Origin of the sequence: Streptomyces celluloflavus (assembly GCA_000720995.1) — a bacterium.
In the GTDB taxonomy this organism is placed as follows: domain Bacteria; phylum Actinomycetota; class Actinomycetes; order Streptomycetales; family Streptomycetaceae; genus Streptomyces; species Streptomyces celluloflavus.
Genome location: JOEL01000003.1, coordinates 143575 through 161237, shown reverse-complemented (window position 1 = coordinate 161237; position 17663 = coordinate 143575). Strand labels below are relative to the sequence as shown.

The window sequence follows — 17663 nt, the reverse complement described above, 5'->3', positions numbered from 1 at the left end:
CGCCCGGCTGGTTGGCTGGAGCAGAGGGATCGCGGGCGGTATGTCCGCCTGGTCCCGCCGTTTCCCCCGCCCGTTTCCGCACGTTCGAGGAGTCGGATTTCTGTGAGCACGGTGCTGTTCGTCCATGCCAAGGGTGGCCCGCCGCCGGGGTACGCGCTGTCCCGGGTCGCCGCGAAGGCGGTCGTGCACGTGCTGGCGCTCAGCGCGCTGCCGCCCACCGCCGCCGCCGAGCGCCTGTGCGCCTCGGTCGTGGCCCCCGCCGAGCCCGAGCGGCACGACCTGGTGTCGCTGATCGTCGACCACGCCCAGGAGGTGGGCGCGGACGCGGTCGTCACCTTCTCCGAGTACGCCGTCGTCGCCGTCGCACAAGCCTGCGCGAAACTGGGCCTGCCCGGCGCCGGCGACTCCTGCACGCTCGCCCGCGACAAGCGGCTGATGCGGCGCACCTGGCAGGAACGGGGCATCTCCCAGCCCCGGTTCCGCCCCGTCGCCACCGAGCGGGAGCTGCACCGGGCGGCCGCCGCGCTGACCTTCCCGCTGCTGCTCAAGGCGGCCTGGAGCGCGGGCTCCACGGCGCACCGGATCATCAGGTCCGCGGCGGAGATACCGGCGGCCTGGTCCCGGGCCCGGGACGTCATGGCCGAATCCGCGCAACTGGGCTACGCCGAACTCCATGTGGCCGGTGCCGGCGCCGACTTCCTCGTCGAGGAGATCGTGCGGGGCTCGGCCGCGGACTGGTTCGACGAGCCGGGGTGGGGCGACTACGTGAGCGTGGAAGGCGTGGTGGCCGACGGCCACTTCCATCCCGTCTGCCTCAGCGGGCGGATGCCCACGGTCGAGCCGTTCACCGAGCGCGCCGGGATCACCCCCGCCGCGCTGCCGCCCGCCGCCCAGGACCGCGTCGTCGCCCTGGCCCGCGACGCCGTGGACGCGCTGGGCCTGGAGAACTGCGGGACGCACACCGAGATCAAGCTCGGGGCCGGCGGCCGCATGTGGGTGATCGAGACCGCCGCCCGATTCGGCGGCGCGATGACCGTCCCGCAGACCGAGGAGGTCTTCGGTATCGACCTCATCGGCCTGCTCACCGACCACCTCCTGGGACGCCCGGTCACCTGGCCGGCGCAGGTGCGCACCCCGAACGAGGCGCGCGGCGCGGCCGGTTCGCTCGTCGTGCTGGCCGTCGACGGCGCGGGCGACGCCTGGCCCGGCCGGCGGATCTGGGACTTCCCGACCGTGGCGGACGCCGTCCCGGTCAGCGACGGCAGTCGGCTCTCCGTGGTGGCCGAGAGCTCACTGCCCGACGGCACCGTGGTGCCGGTCTACGACCCGGCCGCGGGCGCCAACACCATGGCGGCGCTCTGCCTGCTCTCCGCCGCCGACCCGCGGACCGTCCTCACCGACTTCCGCACCCTGGTGGACGCCCTGCCGCACGTCCTGCCGACGGCTCCGGCCGGGACCGGGGGTGCCCGGATATGACCACCGCCGCCCTCCCCGTCGGCGCGCCCGGCCCCGTCACCGACCGCACGGCCGTCGGCGGACGCCTGTCACTGCCGCTCTTCCACACCCTCTCCGGCGTCCTGGCCGGCCACCCGTACCTGAAGGTCGTCGTGGACCGCGCCGAGCGCACCTGGCATCTGCTCGACACGGCCGTCCACCCCTTCCACGTCGACTACGTCGCCACCCGCGTCCTCGGTATGGACCTGGCGGCGCTGGACGCCTGCCTGGACGACTTCAACGCCTCGGTGTACACGGCCCCGGAGCGCCGCTTCCTGCTGGGCGTCCTTTCGCTGCACACCCACACCCACACCCACACCCACACCCACACCCACACCCACACCGAAGCCGGGGAACGCCCCTTCCTCGTCCTGGAGACGACCGAGGCCGACACCATGTCCGGCGCCCTTCTCGACGAGTTCTACGGCTTCGTCCGCCACCGGGTCGACGACACACTGCCGCTGCTGCTGAAACCGGCGAACCACGGCCAGGAGCAGGAACTCACCGCGATCGGCGACGACCGGGTGCCGCGGATCCTCGCCCACGAACTCTTCGGCAACCGGACCAGGACACCGCTCAACCCCGGCGAGGCCACCGGCCGGCTGCGCCACTTCCGGACCGCCGGGGAGTACGCGGCGGCCGCCGCCGGACTCGGCCGGGCGGACATCGTGGCCATGGCCTGTCTGCCGGATGACGTACCGCGGGTCGCCGGGTTCCTCCACACCGAGCCCAGCACCCCGCTCTCCCACACCAATGTCCTCGCCGCCGGCTGGGGCATCCCCAACGCGATCGTCCGCGACCTGGACCGGATCATCGAACGGGACGGCCTGAACGGCGCCTGGGTCCGCTACCGGGTGGGCGACGACGAGATCACCCTCGTACCGCTGGCCGGGGCCCCGGCCCCGCGAGCGGCGGACCGGCCCCGGCCGCGGATCCGGCTGGCGCCGCCGCGGCTCGCCGACGCGCCCGCGCTCCCCCTGCACCTGCTGCGCCGCACCGACCGGGACCGCTACGGCACCAAGGCCGCCCAGCTCGGCGAGCTCCACCACGTCCTGGAGCGCCGTACCGCCGATCTCACCGCCTACTACGGCCGGCCGCGGCCGCCCCGCCGGGACCTGTACGGCCACCTCGCGTCCCGCCTCGGCCTGCCGGGCGCGCACCCCGGCGACGGCACCGGGCACGCCACCGGCGAACTCCGGCGGGCGGCGGCCGAGTTCGCCGCCCGTACCGTCACGGCCCCCGAAGGGATCGCCCTGCCGTTCGCCCTGCAACACCGCTTCCTCATCTCCTCCCCGGCGCTGCGGCAGGCCGTCCGCCGGCTCAAGGACGCCCTCGCCACCCCCGCACCGCAGGCGCTGGACCCGCTCTGCCGGCAGTTGCAACACCTCATCCGCCACACCCCGGTGCCCGACGGGATCGTCCGGCGGATCACCGGGGTACTCCCGCCCGGTCTCACCGGCCCCCACCGCCTGGTGGTGCGTTCCTCCGCCAACGCCGAGGACCTGCCCGGCTTCTCCGCGGCCGGGGTCTACGCCTCGGTCACCGCCGTCCACGGCACCGGCGAACTCCTCGACGCGGTACGCCAGGTATGGGCCTCCCTGTTCTCGCCGCGCGGCGTGCTCCTGCGCCACCAGGCCGGTATCGCCCCGGACGACACCTATATGGGGGTGATCATCCAGCGGTACGTCCCCGCGGAACTCGGCGGCGTCCTGGTCACCTGCGACCCGACGAGGCGCGCGGACTTCCGCAACGTCTACCTCAACTGCTCCGCGGGCTCACCCGAGCGGATCGTCGACGGAACGGTGCTGCCGCTGCAATACCTCTACAACACCGTCGAGGGCGGCGGCCGTACGGTCTCCCTCGGCTCGGCCGGTACGGACCTGCCGGCCGGGACGCGCCGCCGGCTGGCCGACCTGGCCCTCACCGGCAGGTTGTTGCAGTCCCACTTCGGGGATGCGGCCGGGGACGGACCGCTGGACATCGAGTGGCTGATGACCGGCCAGGGGGCGTTCCGCCTGGTCCAGATCCGCCCCTACGCGCGGTGACCGGCCGGCCGCCCGGCCCGCGGCGCGCCTCGCGGCGGCGGGGCGCGGGCCCGCCGCCGTCCCCGCGGGCCCGCCGGATCATCCGCCTGAACAACGGCTTCCAGCTGCTGTTCAACCTGCTGTGGTGGATGCCGGTGTTCTACGCCTACCAGCGGGAGGCGGGGCTCTCCGACGGGCAGATTTTCGGGATCCAGAGCATCTACTACGTCGCGTTCTGCCTGTTCGAGATCCCGACCGGGATCGTCGCCGACCGCATCGGCACCCGCAACTGCCTGCGGGCCGGCGCGGTCGTGATGACCGCGGCGAACCTCGCACCGGTCGTCAGCCCCGGCTACGCGGGCTTCCTTGTCCACTTCCTGGCCATCGCCGCCGGCCGTTCCCTGACCTCGGGCGCCGCCAGCGCCTACCTCTACGACGGTCTGCGGGCCGAGGGCGCGGGGGAGCACTACCTGAAGGCCGAGGGCACCGCCCGCGCCCTCGGTCTGGCCGCGAAGGTGCTGTGCTGGCCGCTGGTCGGCCCGCTGATGGCGCTCGCCCACGCGGCGCCGTACGTGCTGAGCGCCGCGAGTGCGGCGGGCTCCCTCGTCTGCGCCGTCGCGCTGCCCCGGCTCGCGGGTCCCGGGCGCGGCCTACCGGCGGCCGGGGCACCCGACGGCCGGAAGGAGAGACGGAGTTACGGGGCCTTCCTGCGCGACGCCGGGGCCGCGCTGCGGTGCGTACGGGCCAGCCCCTGGCTCGCCCTGGTCATGGTGCAGGGGGTGGCCGTGTTCACGCTCTCCCGGATCTGCCAGGTGAACCTCTTCCAGCCCATCCTGCTCGACCACGGCATCGCCGAGACCTCGCACGGCGGGGTGCTGGCGGCCATGACGGTGGCGGAGGCGGTGGCCTCGGCGCGCCCCCAGTGGCTCGGGCGGCGGCTGTCGCCGGTGGCCTGGGTGTCCCTGCTCAGCCTCGCGCTGGCGGGCACCCTGGCCGGGATCACCGTCGGCGGGCCCTGGGCCGTGATCGCGCTGCTCTGCGTGTTCGCCGCGGGCACCGGCTTCGCCTATCCCGTCCAGCGCAAGCTGGTGAACGACGTGATTCCGGCGGACGCCCCGCGCGCCACGCTGCTGTCCGTCGAGAGCATCGTGGACCGGGGGGTGTGCGCGCTGGCGGCGGTGGCCGTCGGCGCCTATCTGTCCGCGGGCCGGCTGGACGCGCTGCTCTGGCACAGCGCGGCGCTGACCGGTGTGCTGCTGGCCGTCCTCCAACTGGTCCTGTGGCGCGGCGTGGTGCGCCGGGACGGGGCGCGTACCCGGGCGGACGCGGCACCCGGGCCGACGGCGGTGACGACGGCCCGTGCGGGACGGGCAGTGGCCCGTGAGCCGGCCGGCTGACCGTCCGTCGACGCCCCCGCGTGGACCTCTGGTGCGTTCCGGTGACCCTCCGGCGCCGCCCGGTGGGTCGTCGGTCGGGGTGCCGCATTCGACCTATCGTCACTTATGCGGAAAATGTCCGCATCCCGCTCCGAGTTGAGTGAAGGTGGAAGAATGCTCCGTTCGATCTCCCGTGGGCTCGCCGTCGCCGGTCTGACCGTGGCCCTCGTCGTCCCGATGACCGGCGCCGCGATCGCGGCCCCGAGCAACTCCCGGACCGTCATGTGCGCCACCCACGACGGCTGTTCCGGCAGGCACGACGACCGGCGCGACCGGGGGGACCGGCGCGACCGGGGTGACCGGGACGACCGGCGGGACCGGGGTGACCGGGGTGACCGTTGGGGTCGGGGCGACCGAGGCGACCGGTGGGGCCGGGGTGATGGCTGCCGGTGCGAGGGGCGTGACGGTTTCGGATTCGGCCGCCGCGACGGCTTCGAGTTCGGCCGCCGTGACGGCCTCGGCTTCGACAGGGGCCTCGCCGGTCTCGGCCTGCTCGACATTCTCTAGTCCGCCCGGACCCGGTCGGTCCGCCCGGCCCCTGGTTCGTTCGGAACCCGGCCCCGTCCCGCCCTCGTGGCGCGGCGGCCGGGTTCCGTCCGGCACGGTGGTGACGGACGGCGAATGAGCAATGCGACCGATCGGCGAACGCGACGGGCCCGCGCCCCCCGGCGGTTCCGTATCGGCTCACTGGGCCCACGGCGGCGGGAACGTCGCGTCACCGACGGTGGCCCGCATACCGGCCGAGGTCACCGCGGTCAGCGTGGCCGGGGTCGTTGCGCAGGCGTTGCGGATCCGGAGCGTGTGGTGGGCCGGGACGATGACGGCGTCGCCGCTCGCCGTGCTGATCTCCTGGTCCGCGACGGTGGCCGACACCTTGCCCGACACCACGACGAACACCTCCTCGCGGTCCATAGAGTGGACCTCGCCGGCCGACCCCGGTGCGATCTCCAGCGCCCAGACCGCCAGCTCCGAGCTGCCACGGGACGGTACGGCCAGCGGGCGGAAGGTGAAGCCGTCGCGGGCGAAAACCGGGGCATCGGCGAGGGTCGACAGGGGCATGGGTTCCTCCGAAAGTAGTCAACTGAACTGACTTGTTTGACGGTATGTCCCGGGGTGGAGAAGGTCAACCTGGTTGACTATGATGGGCGGGCACCCCGCAGCCGCTTCCGAGGGACGCCATGGACGAGAACGCCGGCCCGGCCACCGCCTCCGGGGGCCGCCGCCCCGGTGAGGTACCCCTGTTGCTCGCCACGGTCTTCCGTGACATGAGCGACCATCTGCACACCCGGCTGGCCGAACTCGGGCGCGAACCGCTGCGGCCGGCGCACGGCTACGCCTTCCGCTACCTCGCGGACCATCCGCACGCCACGACGGTCGGCCTCGCCGCCCACCTGGGGGTGACCAAGCAGTCCGCCTCCAAGACCGTCGGCGAACTGGCCGACTGGGGCTACCTCCGGCGCCGGCCCCACCCCACCGACCGGCGCGCCCAGATCCTCCGGCTCACCGACCGCGGACAGGAGTACGTCCGGCTGGCCGACACCCTGTGGGCGGAGGCGGAACAGCAGTGGGCCGACCTCATCGGCGCCGACCGCCTCACCGCCGTCCACGACGCGCTGCGCGCCTACGTCGACCACCTGCCGGACGGCCGGCGGACCGGGCTCCGGCCGGTCTGGTGAACGGCGGGCGCCGGGGGCGGCTCAGCCGCCTTCGCCGTCCGCGCGCGGGCCCGCACCCGGGGCGTCCGGCCGGCCCCCGTGGGCGGGGTTCAGGGCCCGGTCCAGCGCGGCGATCTCGGGGTGGTGGAGGTCGAAGGCCGGGCATTCGGAGCGGATCCGCGGCAGGGTACGGAAGTTGTGCCGGGGCGGCGGGCAGGAGGTGGCCCACTCCAGCGAACGGCCGTAGCCCCAGGGGTCCTCGGCCTCGGTCCGCGGCGCATGCCGTGCGGTGTGCCAGATGTTGTAGAGGAACGGCAGGGTGGAGAGCCCCAGCAGGAACGCGCCGATGGAGGAGACGGTGTTCAGCGCCGTGAAGCCGTCGGCCGCCAGATAGTCGGCGTAGCGGCGGGGCATGCCCTCGACGCCGAGCCAGTGCTGAACGAGGAAGGTGGTGTGGAAACCGATGAAGAGCGTCCAGAAATGGATGCGCCCGAGGCGTTCGTCCAGCATTCTTCCGGTGAACTTGGGCCACCAGAAATAGAATCCGCCGAACATCGCGAACACCACCGTGCCGAAGACGACATAGTGGAAATGGGCGACCACGAAATAGGTGTCGCTGACGTGGAAATCCAACGGCGGGGAGGCCAGCACCACCCCGGTCAGGCCGCCGAAGAGGAACGTCACCAGAAAGCCCACGCTCCACAGCATCGGCGTCTCGAACGACAGCGACCCCCGCCACATCGTGCCGATCCAGTTGAAGAACTTCACGCCGGTGGGCACGGCGATGAGGAACGACATGATGGAGAAGAACGGCAGCAGCACGGCGCCGGTGACGAACATATGGTGCGCCCACACCACGATCGACAGCCCGGTGATGCTGATCGTGGCACCGATCAGCCCGATGTAGCCGAAGACCGGTTTGCGGCTGAAGACCGGAATGATCTCCGAGATGATGCCGAAGAACGGCAGCGCGATGATGTAGACCTCGGGATGCCCGAAGAACCAGAAGAGGTGCTGCCACAGCAACGCGCCGCCGTTGGCCGGGTCATAGACGTGCGCACCGAATTTCCGGTCCGCCTCCAGCGCGAACAGGGCGGCCGCCAGCACCGGAAAGGCCATCAGTACGAGCACGCTGGTGAGCAGGACGTTCCAGGTGAAGATCGGCATCCGGAACATCGTCATCCCGGGCGCGCGCAGGCAGATGATGGTGGCGATGAAATTGACCGCGCCCAGGATCGTGCCGAATCCCGCGAAAGCCAGGCCCATGATCCACATATCGCCGCCCAGTCCGGGGCTGCGCACCCCGTCCGACAGCGGGGTATAGGCGAACCAGCCGAAGGAGGCGGCGCCGTCCGGCGTGAGAAAGGCCCCCACGGCGATGAGCGCGCCGAAGAGATAGAGCCAGTAGGCGAACATGTTCAGCCGCGGGAAGGCGACATCGGGAGAACCGATCTGCAACGGCATGATCCAGTTGGTGAATCCCGCGAACAGCGGCGTCGCGAAGAACAGCATCATGATCGTGCCGTGCATCGTGAACGCCTGGTTGTACTGCTCGCTGGAGAGGATCTGCATTCCGGGGCGCGCCAGTTCGGCCCGCATGAACAGCGCCAGCAGACCGCCGAGGAGGAAGAACCCGAACGACGTGACCATGTAGAGGGTGCCGATCCGCTTGTGGTCCGTGGTGGTCAGCCACTCCACCACGGCGGCACCGTGCGCGCGACGCCGCCTGCCGGGTGCCGTTCGCGGCGCTGTCCCTACCGGCATGTCCCACCCCTTTCGGCCCCGGCGGCGAGACCCCGATGGCGTCGCCCGACCGGTTCGCCACGTCCGGGCGGGAAGGGGCCTCCTGCCCGATGGACCTGACGGAGCCGACGCTGTCGGCTTCGAGACGTTGATAGCGCGAAGAACCAGGCCGGGAGAGGGTTGACCCCATGGTGGGCGTGGCGGGCGCCCCGCCCCACCAGCGGCCGCGGTGGCCGAGGGCGGGACGGCGTGAACTCCCGCCGCCGTCAGCCGAGTCGGGTGAGATCGGGGCGCAACCGGTGCCAGACGGGGTGGCGCAACCGCCCGGCGGGCGTCCAGCCGGAGTGGGTGACCTCCGCGACCAGCCGGGCTTCGACCCAGTGGGCGCCGGGCACGTCGACGGGGCCGGCGAAGGGGGAGCGGCCGGCCGGGATCACGCTCAGGTAGCGCACCAGCTCGCGCCGCTCCCGGCCGGACAGCCCCGAGCCCACGGCGCCCGCGTACCGCAGTCCCGCCGGCTCCGCGACACCGACCAGCACCGCACCGGGCAGACCGGCGAGGCCGCCGCGGCCCTCCGTCCAGCCGCCGATGACCACATCCAGGGTCCGTACATGCTTCGTCTTGCGCCATTCGGGCGACCGGACGCCCGGGACGTAGCGGGAGGTGAGCTTCTTCGCCACGACGCCCTCGAACCCGCCGCGCAGGGTGGCCTCCCACGCCTGCTGCCCGTGGCCCTCGGCGTACGCGGGCACCGACCAGTTCGGGCCGCCCAGACCCAGGGCGGCCAGTGCGGACCGGCGCTCGTGGTACGGGGCGTCCAGCAACGGGCGGCCCAGGTACATGAGGTCGAAGAGCACGAGGTGGGCCGGGTGCGCCAGGGCCAGCCGGGCGGCCCGCCGCGGGTTCACCACGCCCATCCGGCGCTGCAACAGCCCGAAGTCGGGGTGCCCCCGGGCGTCCAGGACCACGACCTCACCGTCCAGCACCGCGGGCCGGCCGCGCAGCTGCTCGCCCAGGGCGCCGAGCTCGGGGTATGTCGCGGTCGCGTCGCCGCCCGCCCGGGTGACGAGCCGCACCGTTCCGTCGCCCGGCGTGCCGACGACGCAGCGCGCCCCGTCCCATTTGGTCTCGAACGCCCACGCCGCGTCCTCGCCCCCGCCGGGCAGCGGACCCGGAGTGGCCAGCATCGGCCGGATCTCGGGGTACGGAGCGGATCCACGCCCGTCGCTCGGGGCCATGTCCCGATGATCCAGGGAGGCGGGGCCGCGCGCAGATCGGCCCGCGCGGTCCTCGGCCGCCGCGCTCCACTCCGTCATGACCGGTCGCGCCCGGTGCGCCCCGGGCCGCAGCGGCGTCACAGGACAGCGGCGCCGAGCTGTGTGACCCTGTCACATACCTGGAGTGTTGGCGAAGGGTGTGGTGTTCATGACCTCCGAGAGCCAGCTTGACGACAGGGGCGCCACCACCACGGAGGTGCTCATCGTCGGTGCCGGACCGACCGGGCTCACCCTCGCCTGTGATCTGGCCCGGCGCGGTGTCCGGTGCCGGCTGATCGAACAGTCCGACCGGCTCTTCCCCGGTTCGCGTGGCAAGGGTCTCCAGCCGCGCACCCAGGAGGTCTTCGACGATCTCGGCGTGAGCGACGCGATACGTGCCGCCGGCGCCCCCTTCCCGCCGATGATGAGCTGGGAGAACGGCGAACGCCGCGGGGCGTGGCACCTGATCGGACAGGCACCCGGCAGCCCGCTTTCCCGCTACCCGAGCGTGTGGATGATCCCGCAGTGGCGCACCCAGCAGATACTCCACGAACGGCTGCGACAGCTGGGCGGCGACGTGGAGTTCGACACCTCACTGCTCGATCTGCGGCAGACCGCGGAAGACGTCACGGCCGAACTCGCGCACCGGGACGGGACGCTCCGCACCGTCACGGCCCGCTACCTCGTCGCCGCCGACGGCGGCCGCAGCGCGGTACGGCACGCACTGGGGATCGCGATGGTCGGCAAGGACAGCGGCCTGCGCCCCGCGCTGGTCGCCGATGTCCGCATCGACGGCCTGGACCGCGAGAACTGGCATGTCTGGCCCAAGGCCCCCGGCGGCTCGATGCTGTTGTGCCCGCTCCCCGGCACCGACGACTTCCAGTTCTCCGCGCAGTTCGAAACGGACGACTCGGACACCTCCCGCGATGTGCGCGGCATCATCGCGACCCGCAGCCATCTGCTCGCCGGAGCGGTGACGGACGTACGGTGCGCCTCGTACTACCAGCCGCACGCGGCCCTCGCCCCCCGGTTCCGGTGCGGCCGGGTCTTCCTCGCGGGCGACGCCGCGCACGTCCACCCCCCGGGCGGCGGACAGGGACTGAACACCAGCGTCCAGGACGCGTACAACCTGGGCTGGAAACTGGGCCAGGTGCTGCGCCACGACGCGCGGCCCCGGCTGCTCGACAGCTACCAGGCGGAGCGGCTGCCGGTGGCCGCCGAGGTGCTGGAGCTGAGCACCCGGCTCTACCGCGTCGGCCGCAAACCGGAGGTGGGCAGCGCCGGCGAGGCCGCCCGACGCGGCAGGGCCACCAACCAGTTGGGCGTCGGCTACCGGCAGAGCCCCATGACGGCCGAGGCCCGCGACCGTCTGCCCGAGGGCGCCCTCCGGGCCGGCGACCGCGCCCCCGACGTCGCACTCCCCGGGGCGGCCGGCCATCCGCGGCGGCTCTTCGACGTCTTCCGGGGTCCGCAGTTCACGCTGCTGGCCATCGGCGTCAAACCGCCGTCCGTCTCCGCGCGCGTGCGCACCCACTCGGTGCACGACGACGCCGTGGCGGAGATCTACGGGGAGGGGCTGTTCCTGGTGCGCCCGGACGGTTACGTCGGCCTGGCCACCCACGACCCGGCGGATGTCCGCCCCTACCTGACGGCCGTCGGACTCGGCTGACCGGCGCCGCCCGCACCCCCGTTCCTGCGAACGACCCGCATCGCGGGGAAGCCGGGGATGGATCGGCAATCATGTGGACAACTCACGCTCCGTGCGCAGCGAAGCCGTCCGCGGAGCGGGCCGGGGGACGGGTGATCGGTCCTTACAGTGTGGGCGGGGCCCGGGTGCCATGCGCCGGGCACCCGCTTCCTCGCCGCCGATCACCGCATCCGAAGGAGCCGTCACGATGCCCGACGCAGAAGGACACCCCGAGCCCCAGGAGATGGAGCTGCGCACCGTCCTGCACGCCCTGTCCGACCGCCGGCGCTACGAGGTGGTCTCCCGGCTCACCCGGGAACCGGAGGGCGCCGAACGGCACTGCACGTCCTTCGGCCTGCCGGTCTCCAAGTCGACGCGCAGCCACCACTTCCGTGTCCTGCGGGAAGCCGGGCTCATCCGGCAGACCGACCGGGGCAACAGCCGGATGGCCACGCTCCGCACGACGGACCTCGAAGCCCGCTTCCCCGGACTGATCGACCTCATCAGGAACAACCCCGCGGAACTGCCCGGCCTGGTCTGAGGCCCGCCGGTACACCGCGACGGGACGCCCGTACGGCCCGGCCCGCGCCGCCGCCCCGGGCGGCCCAACGGTCCCAAGTCGCGCCATTTACCGGCTGGTTCAGGCCATAGCGGACCCGGCTTGTTCGGGTCCCAGGCCGCGGAGCGGTCCGTCCGGGCATCGGCGGCGCTCACCACCGGCTGCCGTCCGCGGTCCGGGGGCGGGCGCCGCCGGGCGGTTCCGCACGGCCGGTGCGCACACCGGCGGCGCGGCGGCCGGGCGGGTGCGCTCAGGAGTCCTGGGCCAGACCCTCCCAGTGGTCGGCCAGGGAGGTCAGCAGCCGCATGAGGTCGTCGCGCCGCCCCGGTTCGTACGGAGTGAGCAGCCGTTCGTCCAGCTGGCGCGCCCGGTCGCGGGCGGCGTGCAGCACCCGCTCGCCCTCCTCGGTCAGATACAGCAGCTTGCGGCGCCCGTCGGCGGCGGCGGTGCGGCGCACTATCAGCCCGCGGTTCTCCAGCCGCCGGGCCACGTCCGCCATCGTGGACGTGTCCAGCGCCACCGCCGACGCCATCGACCGCTGATCGTGGCCCGGCGTCGCGTCCACGGCCGTCAGCACCGCGTACTGCGGACCGGTCAGGGTCGTGTCGACCGCGCGCACCCATATCGCGAGATACGCCTGGTAGAGACGGCGCACCTGGTAGCCGGGGGCGGCGGTCAGGGCGGGCGGTATCGCGGGACCGGACTCAAGGCAAGCCGGGGAAGCGGGGGAAACAGGCGTCCCGACGGCACCGGGGGAAGCGGGAGAAACAGGCGTCCCCACGGAACCGGGGGACTCGGGGGAAGCAAGGGATCCCGAGGAACCACGTGAACCGGAGGAACCAAGGGAACCAAAAGAATCGGTCTCATCAGCCATGGGGCAACTCAATCACGGTGATCCGGCGTCAGGGCGGGCCTGTCCGGTCATGGCCAAGGGGCACCTCGGCGGCGGAAAACGGTCCGCGGCGCGGCCGGGGAAGCGGTCCACGACAGGGCGCACCATGGCGCCGGATCCGGTGCGCGCGGCGGCGCGGCCGGTGGCCGCCCCGCAACGGCTCGCGTTCACCCCCGCCCCACCGCCTTGAGCTGCCGCGCCTGACAGGCGAGCCGGCCCAGCAGCCAGCCCTCGAACACGCCGAAGGCGAACGCCGCGGCCACCGGGCCGTACCGGGCGAGGGCCGGCCCGGCGAGCAGCGACAGCCCGTCGAGGGCGGGGGCGGGTGCGGTGGCGGCGGGGGGCGCGACCGCCGCCGGACGGGCCGCCGCCGTGGGTGCGTCGGCGGGTCCCTCGGCGGGTGTCTCCGCGGTGCGTTCACCATCCAGCAGGCCGCCGAGATTCCGGGCGAACTGCTGGAGGATCCGCGTCGAGACGGTGCCGATGGCGCCCTTGCCGAACTGGGCGAGCTTTCCGCGGATCACCAGGTCCGTGGAGAGCTCCAGCCGGGCACCCTCCGGCGCCTCGGCCACCGTCAGCGTCACCTCCGCCTCCGCGTCGCCGCTGCCGTGCGTATCGGCGCCGCGGGCCTGTACCCGCAGCCGCCGCTGCCCGGCGTCGGCCTCCAGGAACCGGACGGTGCCCGCGTACGCGGCGGTGACCGGCCCGACCCGGACCTTCACCCTGCCCTGCCAGCAGTCGCCGTCCCGCCCGTCGAGCACCGCGCCCGGCATACAGGACGCCACCCGCTCCACATCGTTCAACAGGGCGAACACCTCGTCCGGTGCGGCGGGCACCGGGACCGTGTTGCTGAGCCGCATCACTTCTCCTCTCCCTCGCGCCGGGCGGCGGCGCAACTGTCGATCGCCTCGACGATGGACTGATAGCCGGTGCACCGGCAGAGATTGGCCGCCACCACCTCGCGGATCTCCGCCTTGGTCGCCTGCGGCCGCTCGGCGAGGAAGCCCTCGGCGAGCATCAGGAAGCCGGGGGTGCAGAAACCGCACTGCAATCCGTGATGGGAGCGGAACGCCCGTTGCAGATCGCTCAGTTCACTTCCGTCGGCGCCGTCCGACAGTGATTCGACGGTGCGGATCGCGGCCCCTTCCGCCTGCGCCGCGAACATCAGACAGGCCCGTACCGGCCGCCCGTCGAGCAGCACCGTGCAGGCACCGCAGACGCCGTGCTCGCAGCCGACATGGGTACCGGTCAGCCGCAGTTCGTGGCGGAGGATGTCCACCAGCGTGCGGCGAGGCTCCGTGATCACCTCGTACTCCTCGCCGTTCACTTCGAGCGTGATCAGTTGCAGTTCCCGGCCGATCACGGGGGAAGAATCGACGGGAAGTGAGTCCGCACCCGTGTCGCTGTCCGTGCCGGCGTCGGTGTCGGTGTCGGTCATGAAGGGGCTCCTGGGGACGCGGTGTGTTCCTGGCCGGGGGTCATGCGGCGGGCTCCGGGAGTCCGCGCAGTGCGCGGTGCACCGTCTCGGGGGTGAGAGGGGTGCGGTCGAGTTCGACGCCGGTGGCGCGCAGGGCGTCGTTGACGGCGTTCAGCACGGCGGCGGGCGCGCCGATCGTGCCGCCCTCGCCCGCGCCCTTGGCCCCGGTCGCGGAGAAGGCGCACGGCGTCTCCAGGTGGTGGATCGTCACCTCCGGGATCTCGTGGGCGGTGGGCACCTTGTAGTCCAGGAAGCTGGTCGCCGACGGTTCGCCCTGGGCGTCGTACGTCACCTGCTCGAAGAGCGCGCCCGCGATGCCCTGGGCGATACCGCCCCGGCACTGGCCCTCCACCACCTGCGGATTGATCGCCACACCGCAGTCCTCGACACAGACGTAGCGCAGGATCTCCACCCGGCCGGTGCCCTCGTCCAGTTCCACCACCACACCGTGGGTGGCGTTGGAGAACGTCCCGTCGTTGAAGACGTCGAAGGTGGCCGTCGCCGACAGCCCCGGTTCGATGTCCTTGGGCAGCAGATGGGCCCTGAGGTACGCGAGGTCGGCGAGCTCCGGGTAGCCGATCGTGACGGCCGGGTCCCCGCGGCGGTGCACCCGGCCGCGGCCGAGCGCGGTCTCCTCCCACGGGATGCCCCAGCGGTCCGCCGCGATACGGCGCAGCTTCTCGCCGAGCTTGCCCGCGGCCAGCCGTACGGCGCTCCCGCCGACCGTGATCGAGCGGCTGGCGAAGGTGCCCCAGCCGTAGGTGATGCGGTCCGTATCGCCCTGGTGGAGCCGTACGGCGCCGATGTCCAGGCCCAGTTCGTCGGCGACGATCTGCGCCATGGTCGTCTCGTGGCTCTGCCCATGGCTCATCGTGCCCGTGGTCACGGTCACCGCGCCGCTGGTGTCCATCCGGACCTCGGAGATGTCGAACCCCGGCACCACCGCCATCCTGCGCTGCGCGAAGGCCGCGGAACCGTAGCCGGTGCGCTCGCTGAAACACGCGTAGCCGATGCCGAGATGCCGGCCCTCCTCGGCCGCCGCCGTCCGCCGCTCGTACCAGCCCTCGTCCCGCAGCGTCCGCGCGCACAGGTCCAGCGACTCCAGGTAGGAGCCCGGGTCGTAGGTGATGCCGTTGACGCCGGTGTACGGGAAATCGGTGATGACATTGCGGCGGCGGATCTCCACCGGATCCAGGCCCAGCTCCCGGGCGGCCCGCTCGAAGAGCCGCTCCACCACCATCACGTACTGCGGGCGGCTGACCCCCCGGTACGGCGCGGTGGGCGCCTTGTTGGTGGCGACCGCCCGGCCCCGCACCCGGTAGGCGGGGACCTTGTAGACGCCCGGCAGCTCCGCCGACGCCATCAGCGGTTCGATACCGGCGGTGAACGGATAGCAGGAGTAGGCGCCCATATCGCACACCACGTCCGCGTCGATCCCCAGGATCCTGCCGTCCGCGTCGAACGCGGCACGCACGTCGTAGTGCTGCTCGCGGGCGAGGAAGGACGCCGACAGCGCGTCCTTGCGGTCCTCGATCCACTTCACCGGCCGGCGCAGCCGCAGCGCCGCCGCCGCGGTGGCGATCTCCTCGCGGCCCACCACCGACTTCTGGCCGAAGCCGCCGCCCATGTCCGGCACCACCACCCGCACCGCCCGCTCGGCCAGCCGCAGACAGCGCGCGGCCACCGTCCGTACCTGGTGCGGCACCTGGGTGCAGGTCTGCACGACCAGTTGCTCCTCCCGGTCGTCCCAGTGCGCCACCGCACCCCGGGTCTCCAGCGGCAGCGCGTTCTGCCGCCCGGTGCGGGTGTCCACCCGGACGACGCGGTCGGCGGCCGCGAAGACCTCGTCGATACCGTCCGTCGCGCACAGCGACACATCGACCAGGGTGTTGTGCGCGGCCTCCTCGTGGACGAGCGGCGCGTCGGCCGCCAGCGCCGCCGCCGCGCTCGTCACAGGCTGGCGGACGGTATAGCTGACCCGGGCCGCCTCCAGCCCGTCCTCGGCGGCGTACGCGTCCCGGGCGATGACGATGGCGACCGGCTCGCCGACATAGCGGACCCGGTCACGCGCCAGCACCGGCATCGCCGTTTCCACGAACTCCGGCTCCGGGCGCTCCAGTTGGGCGACGATATCGCTGAGCGCCAGATCCCCGGCGGTGAACGCCGCGACCACCCCCGGCACCTCGTGCACGGCGGTGAGGTCGATCGCCTCGATGACGCCGTTCGCGACGGTGCTGCGCACGAACTGCGCGTGCAGCATGCCCGGCAGCGCGATGTCGTCCACGAACCGGCCGCGTCCGGTCAGCAGCCGCGGATCCTCCCGGCGCGGAACCGACCGGCCGACCAGCCGCCCGCCTCGCCCCGGCGCCGCCGGGACCCCCGCCCCTGGGACACCCGGCATCGGACCGTCTCTCATCGGGACACCGCCTCCTCACAGGCGCGCCGGACCAGCGTGGCGATCAACTGCTTCCGGTAGGACGCGCTGCCGTTGGCGTCGTCCGGCGGCTCGACGGCGGCCGCGGCCGCCGCCGCGCACGCGGTGAACGAGCCGCCGCCGGCCAGCACCTCCTCCGCCTCGGGCACCCGTACCGGCACCGGCGCCACACCGCCGAGCGCCACCCGGCCGCCGCGCACCGACGCACCCTGGACATCGAGGTCCACCGCCGCCGACACGATCGCGAAGTCCCCCCGGCGGGCGGCGAATTCGGTGAGCGCGGCGTACGGCGCGGGCCGCGGGAAGACGATCTCGGTGAGCAGCTCATCGGGATCGAGGGCGGTGGTGTACGGGCCGAGGAAGAAGTCCCCGGCCGCGATCCGGCGCCGCCCGCGCGGGCCGTGGACCAGGAACGCGGCGTCCAGCGCGACGGCGAGCAGACACCATTCGGCGGTCGCGTCGGCGTGCGCGACGCTGCCGCCGGCCGTGCCCCGGGTACGGATCGGCAGATGCCCGATCCACCCCATCGCCGCGCGGATGACCTCGAACTCCGCCCCCAGCGTGCCGGGCGGCGCGGTCTCGACCGTGTGATGGGTGGTGAGCGCCCCGACGCGCAGCGCGCCGTCGGCGTCGGTGCCGAGGTGGTCGAGTTCGCGCAGCCCGGCGATGTCGATCAGGTGCTGCGGCCGGGCCAGCCGGAAGTTCATCATCGCGACCAGGCTCTGGCCGCCGGCGATGACTTTGGCGTCCTCCCCGAGTTCGGCGAGCAGCCGGGTGGCGCCCGCGAGGTCGCGGGCCCGGTGATAGCGGAAGGGAGCGGGTTTCATGTTCCTCCTGGACGGGAGGGCGGACGCCGCTCCGGGCCGCGGGGGCGGCGGACGGAGCCGGCGGCGGAAGCGGGCCGGTGACGGGCGGGCGGGGCTGACGGGCAGTCGGCCAGGAGGGCGACGCGGCAACTCTCTCCGGCCTGCGGGCATGCTCTGATCTGCGGTGATGCACGGGGATC

The 17663-nt window shown here is 73.1% G+C and carries 15 protein-coding genes; 7 read left to right on the top strand and 8 right to left on the bottom strand.

The features are described from left to right. The first annotated feature begins 102 nt into the window (after positions 1–102). From IH09_RS04175 to IH09_RS38790, 4 genes are all read left to right on the top strand, one after another. Positions 103–1476 (top strand): ATP-grasp domain-containing protein, encoded by a 1374-nt coding sequence (locus IH09_RS04175; RefSeq protein ID WP_052854090.1) that lies wholly within the window; start codon positions 103–105, stop codon positions 1474–1476. Further along, positions 1473–3539 carry a PEP/pyruvate-binding domain-containing protein gene (locus IH09_RS04170; protein WP_052854088.1) on the top strand — a complete coding sequence of 689 codons (2067 nt, stop codon included), beginning with the start codon at positions 1473–1475 and terminating at the stop codon, positions 3537–3539. The genes IH09_RS04175 and IH09_RS04170 overlap by 4 nt, the downstream gene beginning before the upstream one ends. Next, positions 3536–4915: an MFS transporter gene (locus IH09_RS04165; protein WP_052854084.1), complete on the top strand. Its 1380-nt coding sequence runs from the start codon at positions 3536–3538 to the stop codon at positions 4913–4915. The genes IH09_RS04170 and IH09_RS04165 overlap by 4 nt, the downstream gene beginning before the upstream one ends. A 153-nt stretch (positions 4916–5068) precedes the next feature. Then, positions 5069–5461 (top strand): hypothetical protein, encoded by a 393-nt coding sequence (locus IH09_RS38790; RefSeq protein ID WP_052854082.1) that lies wholly within the window; start codon positions 5069–5071, stop codon positions 5459–5461. A 177-nt stretch (positions 5462–5638) separates the two neighbouring features. Here the strand turns inward: IH09_RS38790 and IH09_RS04155 are convergent, their stop codons facing one another. After that, positions 5639–6013, bottom strand: coding sequence for a cupin domain-containing protein (locus tag IH09_RS04155; RefSeq protein ID WP_052854080.1), 375 nt, complete (start codon positions 6011–6013; stop codon positions 5639–5641). 119 nt (positions 6014–6132) lie between these two features. Here IH09_RS04155 and IH09_RS04150 point away from each other — a divergent pair, with 119 nt between their 5' ends. Continuing rightward, a complete protein-coding gene (locus IH09_RS04150; protein WP_052854076.1) occupies positions 6133–6630 on the top strand; it encodes a MarR family winged helix-turn-helix transcriptional regulator in 498 nt (165 codons plus the stop codon). 21 nt (positions 6631–6651) lie between these two features. Here IH09_RS04150 and ctaD read toward each other — a convergent pair whose 3' ends face one another. After that, a complete protein-coding gene (ctaD, locus tag IH09_RS04145; protein ID WP_052854075.1) occupies positions 6652–8373 on the bottom strand; it encodes an aa3-type cytochrome oxidase subunit I in 1722 nt (573 codons plus the stop codon). A 245-nt stretch (positions 8374–8618) separates the two neighbouring features. Then, complete coding sequence (gene ligD, locus IH09_RS04140; protein ID WP_052854074.1) at positions 8619–9590, bottom strand: non-homologous end-joining DNA ligase; 972 nt, start codon at positions 9588–9590, stop codon at positions 8619–8621. A gap of 163 nt (positions 9591–9753) precedes the next feature. Here ligD and IH09_RS04135 point away from each other — a divergent pair, with 163 nt between their 5' ends. Both IH09_RS04135 and IH09_RS04130 read left to right on the top strand, forming a co-directional pair. Beyond that, a complete protein-coding gene (locus IH09_RS04135) occupies positions 9754–11277 on the top strand; it encodes an FAD-dependent monooxygenase (protein ID WP_280530266.1) in 1524 nt (507 codons plus the stop codon). A 226-nt stretch (positions 11278–11503) separates the two neighbouring features. Beyond that, positions 11504–11836, top strand: a complete 333-nt coding sequence (locus tag IH09_RS04130; RefSeq protein ID WP_052854073.1) for an ArsR/SmtB family transcription factor — start codon at positions 11504–11506, stop codon at positions 11834–11836. Between the two features lie 268 nt (positions 11837–12104). On the opposite strand, the gene IH09_RS04125 is transcribed toward IH09_RS04130, so the two are convergent. From IH09_RS04125 to IH09_RS04105, 5 genes are all read right to left on the bottom strand, one after another. Next, positions 12105–12545 (bottom strand): MarR family winged helix-turn-helix transcriptional regulator, encoded by a 441-nt coding sequence (locus IH09_RS04125; protein ID WP_052854477.1) that lies wholly within the window; start codon positions 12543–12545, stop codon positions 12105–12107. Positions 12546–12913: 368 nt separating this feature from the next. Continuing rightward, positions 12914–13606, bottom strand: a complete 693-nt coding sequence (locus IH09_RS04120) for an SRPBCC family protein (protein WP_052854070.1) — start codon at positions 13604–13606, stop codon at positions 12914–12916. Next, entirely contained in the window at positions 13606–14184 is a 579-nt protein-coding gene (locus IH09_RS04115) for a (2Fe-2S)-binding protein (RefSeq protein ID WP_094791046.1), read from the bottom strand. The genes IH09_RS04120 and IH09_RS04115 overlap by 1 nt, the downstream gene beginning before the upstream one ends. A 40-nt stretch (positions 14185–14224) precedes the next feature. Continuing rightward, a complete protein-coding gene (locus IH09_RS04110) occupies positions 14225–16624 on the bottom strand; it encodes a xanthine dehydrogenase family protein molybdopterin-binding subunit (RefSeq protein ID WP_052854069.1) in 2400 nt (799 codons plus the stop codon). Positions 16625–16635: 11 nt separating this feature from the next. Next, entirely contained in the window at positions 16636–17484 is an 849-nt protein-coding gene (locus tag IH09_RS04105; protein WP_052854068.1) for an FAD binding domain-containing protein, read from the bottom strand. Between the last annotated feature and the right edge of the window lie 179 nt (positions 17485–17663).

Bases quoted from the DNA above. Each gene is read 5' to 3' on its own strand.
- ctaD (WP_052854075.1), bottom strand. From the start codon at position 8,373: ATGCCGGTAGGGACAGCGCCGCGAACGGCACCCGGCAGGCGGCGTCGC.
- IH09_RS04150 (WP_052854076.1), top strand. From the start codon at position 6,133: ATGGACGAGAACGCCGGCCCGGCCACCGCCTCCGGGGGCCGCCGCCCC.
- IH09_RS04115 (WP_094791046.1), bottom strand. From the start codon at position 14,184: ATGACCGACACCGACACCGACGCCGGCACGGACAGCGACACGGGTGCG.
- IH09_RS04105 (WP_052854068.1), bottom strand. From the start codon at position 17,484: ATGAAACCCGCTCCCTTCCGCTATCACCGGGCCCGCGACCTCGCGGGC.
- IH09_RS04120 (WP_052854070.1), bottom strand. From the start codon at position 13,606: ATGCGGCTCAGCAACACGGTCCCGGTGCCCGCCGCACCGGACGAGGTG.
- ligD (WP_052854074.1), bottom strand. From the start codon at position 9,590: ATGGCCCCGAGCGACGGGCGTGGATCCGCTCCGTACCCCGAGATCCGG.
- IH09_RS04170 (WP_052854088.1), top strand. From the start codon at position 1,473: ATGACCACCGCCGCCCTCCCCGTCGGCGCGCCCGGCCCCGTCACCGAC.
- IH09_RS04155 (WP_052854080.1), bottom strand. From the start codon at position 6,013: ATGCCCCTGTCGACCCTCGCCGATGCCCCGGTTTTCGCCCGCGACGGC.
- IH09_RS04110 (WP_052854069.1), bottom strand. From the start codon at position 16,624: ATGCCGGGTGTCCCAGGGGCGGGGGTCCCGGCGGCGCCGGGGCGAGGC.
- IH09_RS04130 (WP_052854073.1), top strand. From the start codon at position 11,504: ATGCCCGACGCAGAAGGACACCCCGAGCCCCAGGAGATGGAGCTGCGC.
- IH09_RS38790 (WP_052854082.1), top strand. From the start codon at position 5,069: ATGCTCCGTTCGATCTCCCGTGGGCTCGCCGTCGCCGGTCTGACCGTG.